At 42.1% G+C, this 7,132-nt stretch carries 5 protein-coding genes and 1 pseudogene; 1 reads left to right on the top strand and 5 read right to left on the bottom strand.

What is annotated here, in order from left to right; all coding sequences use genetic code 11:
- Positions 1 to 9 precede the first annotated feature (9 nt).
- The 5 genes and pseudogenes from JMX63_RS12580 to JMX63_RS12560 form a co-directional block, all read right to left on the bottom strand.
- Positions 10 to 120: pseudogene (locus JMX63_RS12580) on the bottom strand (GTP-binding protein); the annotation flags it as partial.
- Positions 121 to 343: 223 nt separating this feature from the next.
- Positions 344 to 2,470, bottom strand: coding sequence for an elongation factor G (gene fusA, locus JMX63_RS12575; RefSeq protein ID WP_101205359.1), 2,127 nt, complete (start codon positions 2,468 to 2,470; stop codon positions 344 to 346).
- Positions 2,471 to 2,813: 343 nt separating this feature from the next.
- A complete protein-coding gene (rpsG, locus tag JMX63_RS12570; protein ID WP_057761735.1) occupies positions 2,814 to 3,287 on the bottom strand; it encodes a 30S ribosomal protein S7 in 474 nt (157 codons plus the stop codon).
- A gap of 218 nt (positions 3,288 to 3,505) precedes the next feature.
- Positions 3,506 to 3,880, bottom strand: a complete 375-nt coding sequence (gene rpsL / locus JMX63_RS12565) for a 30S ribosomal protein S12 (RefSeq protein WP_011281154.1) — start codon at positions 3,878 to 3,880, stop codon at positions 3,506 to 3,508.
- Positions 3,881 to 4,291: 411 nt separating this feature from the next.
- On the bottom strand, positions 4,292 to 5,398 hold the full coding sequence (locus JMX63_RS12560) for an EcsC family protein (RefSeq protein ID WP_201572714.1): 1,107 nt from the start codon (positions 5,396 to 5,398) through the stop codon (positions 4,292 to 4,294).
- A 498-nt stretch (positions 5,399 to 5,896) separates the two neighbouring features.
- Between JMX63_RS12560 and JMX63_RS12555 the strand changes: the two genes are divergently transcribed.
- The gene (locus JMX63_RS12555; protein ID WP_102091614.1) at positions 5,897 to 7,132 is read left to right on the top strand and encodes a beta-ketoacyl-ACP synthase II; all 1,236 of its coding nucleotides are present in this window, start codon (positions 5,897 to 5,899) and stop codon (positions 7,130 to 7,132) included.

The raw sequence follows: 7,132 nt of genomic DNA, 5'->3' as shown, positions 1-7,132 counted from the left end.
CTACGGGATTGCAGCTACGGTTGCGATTGCAGCGGTAAGGGTTGTTTTACCATGGTCAACGTGTCCGATTGTACCGACGTTGACGTGTGGCTTGTTACGTTCAAACTTGGCCTTTGCCATGGGTATTTCCTCTTTTTTTGGGGTTCAAGACTTAACTCATATAAATATGATAATTAAGACGATTTTGACCACATTAAGATAATTGTTAAAAGGTTGCACATACTAATGTGCAGATATTATAAGAAAATCGCGGCCAATAACAAGTCTTTTAACAAGTTATTGGCGTATTCTTTAGTGACAATACACAGACGTACTCTATATTGTCACTTTCAGTAAGCTTTATTTACTCGTCATCATCTTTAGAGTTGAACTTAGAGATGATTTCAGCAGCAACTGATTTTGGAATTTCAGCGTACTTTTGGAATTCCATTGAGTAAGTTGCACGGCCTTGTGACATAGAGCGCATTTGAGTGGCATAACCAAACATTTCCGCTAATGGTACTTCAGCACGAATCTGTTTAGTACCGCCAGGTAGATCTTCCATACCCTGTACCAAACCACGACGACGGTTAAGATCGCCCATGATGTCGCCCATGTAGTCTTCAGGTGTTTCAACTTCTACTTTCATTACTGGCTCAAGTAGTGCTGGATCAGCTGCTAAGAAACCTTTTCTGAAGGCCATAGAACCAGCCATCTTAAATGACAATTCATCAGAGTCAACGTCATGATAAGAACCATCATACAAGGTCGCTTTTACGCCAACTACTGGGTAGCCTGCAAGTACGCCGTTTTTCATGCGCTCTTGGATACCTTTGTCAACAGCACCGTGGAATTCTTTTGGTACAGTACCACCAACAACTTCTTCAGCGAATTCATATTCAGTGTCGCCAGCTGGATCAAGTGGCTCAAGACGTAACCAAACGTGACCAAACTTACCACGACCACCTGTTTGACGTACGAATTTGCCTTCTTGTTCAACAGTGTTACGAATCGTCTCACGATAAGCAACCTGAGGTGCACCGATGTTTGCTTCAACGTTGAATTCACGCTTCATACGGTCAACAAGAATCTCTAGATGTAGCTCACCCATACCACTGATGATCGTCTGACCAGATTCTTCGTCAGTGTGTACACGGAACGATGGATCTTCTTTTGCCAAACGGCCAAGAGCGATTGACATTTTTTCTTGGTCAGCTTTGGTCTTTGGTTCAACAGCTAGAGAGATAACTGGATCTGGGAATTCCATACGCTCAAGAGTGATCACGTTGTCTTCATCACATAGCGTATCACCAGTAGTCACATCTTTCATGCCGACTAGAGCTGCGATATCACCAGTACGAATCTCTGCAAGCTCTTCTTGAGAGTTTGCCATCATCTGTACGATACGGCCAACACGCTCACGCTTCATCTTAACTGGGTTATAAACACTGCTACCCTGCTTCATTACACCAGAATAAACACGTACGAAGGTTAAGTTACCAACGAATTTGTCATTCATGATTTTGAACGCTAGTGCTGAGAAAGGTGCTTCATCTGATGCTTCACGGCTGCCTTCGCTTTCGTCTTTGTCATCAAGAATACCTTTAATAGCAGGTACGTCAATTGGTGCAGGTAGATACTGAATAACGGCATCTAGCATCTTCTGTACACCTTTGTTCTTAAAGGCAGTACCACAAAGAAGCGGGATAATTTCGTTATCGATAGTTAACTGACGAATAGCACCGTGAATTTGTTCTACAGTCAATTCACCGTTTTCTAGGTATTCGTTCATCAACTCTTCGTTTGCTTCAGCAGCGTTTTCTACAAGATGCTCGCGGTATTCTGCTGCTTTTTCTTGTAGTTCAGTTGGGATTTCGCGCTCATCATACTGCATACCTTGAGACGCTTCGTCCCAATAGATAGCTTTCATGGTCACTAGATCAACAACGCCTTCGAAGTCATCTTCTTTACCGATTGGAATAACCAATGGTACAGGGTTACCGCCTAAGCGAGTTTTGATCTGTTCGATAACACGATAGAAATCAGCACCAACACGATCCATTTTGTTTACAAATGCAAGACGTGGTACTTTATATTTGTTCGCCTGACGCCATACGGTCTCAGACTGTGGCTGAACGCCGCCTACTGCACAGTAAACCATGCAAGCGCCATCAAGTACACGCATAGAACGTTCAACTTCGATCGTGAAGTCAACGTGACCTGGGGTATCGATGATGTTGATACGGTGTTCGTCAAACTGTTTAGCCATACCTGACCAAAAACAAGTTGTTGCCGCTGAGGTAATAGTAATACCACGCTCTTGTTCTTGCTCCATCCAGTCCATAGTGGCTGCGCCATCATGTACTTCGCCAATTTTGTGGCTAACACCGGTATAGAATAAAACACGCTCTGTAGTGGTTGTCTTACCAGCATCGATGTGCGCTGAGATACCAATATTGCGATAGCGTTTTAGGGGAGTTTTACGAGCCATAGTGTTTTCCTAGGAAAAGTCGTGTATATAATAATGTATTGTGTCTCTACCTCATACTCTATGACAAAGCGTTCAGCTTCGTAATATTACTTACTGATTATTGAGCCTAATACGGACAAAAAAAGAGCAAATACTAAGAATAGTGCGGCATCAAATTTGGGATGCTCTCCAGCAAAAACTGTATTTGTTAAGAGAGACATCTGGATAGATGTCCGCCACCACAGTCATCAATAAATAACATTTATATATGACCGAATGATGATGGCGGCAATCAATAGAATAAACAACAATGTAAGATTAAATGGCATGAGCCTCTAATCTCAAGCTACTATTAAAAAGTAGCTTAGAAACGGTAATGAGAGAATGCTTTGTTAGCATCTGCCATGCGGTGAACTTCGTCACGCTTTTTCATAGCAGCGCCTTTGCCATCAGCAGCATCATTCAATTCGCCAGCTAAACGCAAAGCCATTGATTTTTCAGAACGCTTAGCAGCAGCTTCAGCTAACCAACGCATAGCCAATGCAGTACGACGGGAGGGGCGTACTTCCATTGGTACTTGATAGGTTGCACCGCCAACGCGGCGAGCTTTTACTTCTACCATTGGGCGTACATTTTCTAGCACTTCTTCGAAGAAAGATACTGGATCTTCAACTTTACGCTTCTCACTTACTGTCTCAAGTGCACCGTAAACGATACGCTCAGCAGTAGATTTTTTACCATCACTCATTACATGGTTGATGAATTTTGCAACAGTTTGGCTACCAAACTTAGGATCCGGTAGGATCTCACGGGCAGCAACGACGCGACGTCTTGGCATAATAAATTTCCTTATCTTCAGGAGTGTCTAACATTCACAACATCGACTACTTATCATTAGGATATAGCAGTGAGTTATCAGTTAGCCTTACTGCATGGTGGTATGTTTTGAGAGCAAATCACAGATATATATTTATATAAAAGCGATATTGCTACTGACACCAAACCCATGCACAGTTATTGGGTAGTGCAAAAAGCTTAGTTAATAACGTTTAGTTATTAAACTTTAGGCTTCTTAGCACCGTACTTAGAGCGACCTTGCTTACGGTCTTTAACGCCTGCGCAATCTAATGCACCGCGAACAGTGTGATAACGTACACCTGGTAGATCTTTTACACGACCACCACGGATTAGAACAACACTGTGCTCTTGTAGGTTATGACCTTCGCCGCCGATGTAACTTGATACTTCATAGCCTGAAGTCAAACGTACACGACATACTTTACGCATGGCAGAGTTAGGTTTTTTTGGCGTGGTAGTATATACACGAGTACATACACCGCGACGCTGTGGGCACGCTTCCAACGCAGGAACTTTTGACTTTTCCTTGATGGTTTTGCGACCTTTACGAATCAATTGGTTAGTTGTTGCCATAAGGCATCCTTCTCCCGTTTGGTATAAAACAAAAAAATGGGCCAATGCACCATCTATCTGACAATAATTGCAGATTTCGGGGCACCCATTTTTAGGACAGTGTATTATAAAGAGTTGTTGCTGCTATTTCAACCACTTATGAATGGTTTCGCTTTACAACATTTGATAGATATGCATTCAGCCTCTCATTGTATCACTTTATAGATTTTTCGCCGAAAAATAGCGTAATAAATAAAGTAAACAAAGCGAGCTCAAGCATCATTAAGAAAAGATGTTTAACATTGAAATGGTACTTGATAGTAACTAAGTGGTGGTATTTATCCTAATTTTCAAGTCGTGTTGCTCAATCAAACTAAGATAAATACCATTGCGCTTATAAAGCTATAACCCAACTAGCAAATAATATCTTTATTACTTGGCTTTTTTATCAGACGTTTGCTTGTCTGCGTCTTTTTTACTGCTAGTTTCTTCCTTATCAGTAACTTTTTCTGGATCACTGCTTTTTTCTTTGGGCTCTGTGTCTTTTTTCGCCTCATCAGTATTAGCCTTTTCTACTTTAGCCTCACTGCTGCTGTCATCAGTAATGGCACGATTGGCTAGTTTTGCCTCTGGTGCAAAAGTCGCTTGCGCAACGCCAATAACTTCGTCAATCAATTGGCTGTTATAGTGCATGCCGATCGCTACGGCGGTGACAGGAATAAAACGACGAACCCATGATAAATTGATCTGATCTAAATCTACACCTACTTGGCTTGCGACTTTGTCTATTTGCGCAGCATAGAAATTTACATTTTTATTTTTTAGACCGAGATTTTTAAGTTCACTATGTAATCCGTTGCTTTGAGCATTATCAAGCAAACCTTTACCAATACCTAGACCAGCTAGTAGCGCTTGTTTTTCTTGCATTTTGCTCAAATCAGCGTTTGATAGTAGTTCGTACGCCATCTTGACGCCTTGCTTACCTGTCAGCGGCTTATTATATACAGCAGCAATCTGATAAACTGTACGTAATGAAACCAATAATAGCCACAATGTATCAGCTAGCAAACCTGGTAGACCTGCCAAACCTGTCAAACCACCCATCATTGCAAGCGCGCGGTTTTGATTAGCAATATCAGTAGCTAGCGCATAACGCTCTTCGTCATCTAAGGTAGCAATGTTAGCAAAGCGATGTTCATTAGGTAAGTCGAGTTGACTCCAGTTGGCAGCGAGATTGGCAACTTGGGCAAATGCGCCATCAACTGTCGATTGAAAAAAGCTATTCGGCACGACTTTCTTGGCATATTTACCATAAGTAGCAAAACGTGGTCCTAAAAGTTGCTGCGTCGCCTTCAACGTTTGCTCACGAAACAAGTCTTGTTGGTAGTCTTCATCGCCTAGGTCGACGGCTTTGTATTGACGCGGTTTGCCTGTTTTAGCGTTTACGCTATCAATCATAGCCCCTACACGCTCTAGATTGTTTCGAGTAAAAGAGCCAATGGTATTGATACTTTTAGAAAGAGTACTACGCTTTGCCATCGTGATGTCCTTAATATGATGAGTTGGTTTTTAATATAGTTGTATTTTAATATGATAGTTAATTATTAATAATAACGAATCTATTATTTTAGCCAGTTATCGTAACCGGTGTCAGTGCGAACAATGTTATTAGAATCACAAATTTTGTATCTAAAGTATAATTCCGTCCATAGTCAGTAGCTAGTCTTACTTCTCATCTCTTTACTCAAAACTCAGTCATAAGTGTTATTTTGTCGTTATTTTACACTTGTCCAAAGATTTCCAGTGCTTGATACGTTATCATGTGCCATAACTGAGAGCATAATTGTACACTGAATCTATATTGCCTCTGATAGACCGTTAACAGAATTTCGTTACCTAAATTCATGCTATCGTTATCTACATAGACTATTTTTTCATTATAATGCTCGAATTAACTCATAGTTAAACATCATATATAGATTTACCACGATTCTTGCAACCAACTGCTAGCAAGTCGTTACTTATAAGGAATAGCATATGCGCCGCGTCGTTATTACTGGAGCAGGGATTGTCTCTTGTATTGGACATGATTTAGATACTGTCACCACTGCCCTTAAAGAAGGTCAGTCTGGCATCACATTTAACGATTCTTATGCTGAGCACGAGTTTAAATCACACGTGAGCGGTAGTATCAATCAATCAGAACTGGATACCAGTGGTATCGATCGTAAGCTGAAACGGTTCTTTAGTGACGCCAGTCTTTATGCTTATGTTAGTGCGCTAAATGCGATTGAGCACTCTGGCCTGTCACTTGATACTATCAATAACAACCCACGAGTGGGTGTAGTGGCAAGTTCGGGCGGCGCATCAACAGAAAACATTGTTAATGCTATCGATGCTATGCGCGAAAAAGGTCTACGCGGTGTCGGCGCAATGGCAGTACCAAAGACAATGGGCAGCTCAGTATCAGCTGCTTTAGCAACCGGCCTCAAAATCCAAGGCGTCTCCTACTCGCTCGCCTCTGCTTGTGCGACTTCGACACACTGTATCGGTCATGCTGCTGAGCTTATCCAATTGGGTAAAGCCGATGTGATATTGGCTGGTGGTAGTGAAGCTGAGCATTGGACACAGTCTTGTATGTTTGATGCCATGGGCGCAGTTAGTACTCAGTATAACGACACACCAAAACTTGCCTCAAGAGCCTATGACAAAGACCGTGACGGTTTTGTGATTGCTGCTGGTGGCGCGATGGTGGTTGTAGAGAGTCTAGAGCATGCTCAAGCACGCGGTGCCAATATTTTGGCTGAAATCGTTGGCTATGGTGCCAGCTCTGATGGTGCAGAAATGGTTGCGCCAAGCGGTGAAGGTGCTGTTCGCTGTATGCAACAAGCCTTGGCCGAAGCGGGTCTAGAAAGTGTCGATTACATCAATAGTCATGGTACTAGTACACCACTAGGTGATATTACTGAGCTTAAAGCGATTGCTAAAGTATTTGATAATGACGTCAGTAAAGTACCTGCTATCAGCTCAACTAAATCAATGACAGGCCATAGCTTGGGCGCTGTTGGTGCACAAGAGCTTATTTATTGTCTACTAATGCTACAGGACGGCTTTATCGCTCCGAGTATCAATGTTGACAACTTAGATCCTGCTGCTGAAGGTTTCGATATCGTCACCGAAATGCGTGAAGCAAATCTTGAAACCTTGATGAGTAATAGCTTTGGCTTTGGTGGTACTAACGCTACACTAATTATCAAAAAGTTTGACGCTTAA

It is taken from the genome of Psychrobacter nivimaris (assembly GCF_904846365.1).
Classification (GTDB): domain Bacteria; phylum Pseudomonadota; class Gammaproteobacteria; order Pseudomonadales; family Moraxellaceae; genus Psychrobacter; species Psychrobacter nivimaris_B.
Note: the sequence above shows the minus strand (reverse complement) of the source record. Positions and strands in the feature narration are given on the sequence as shown.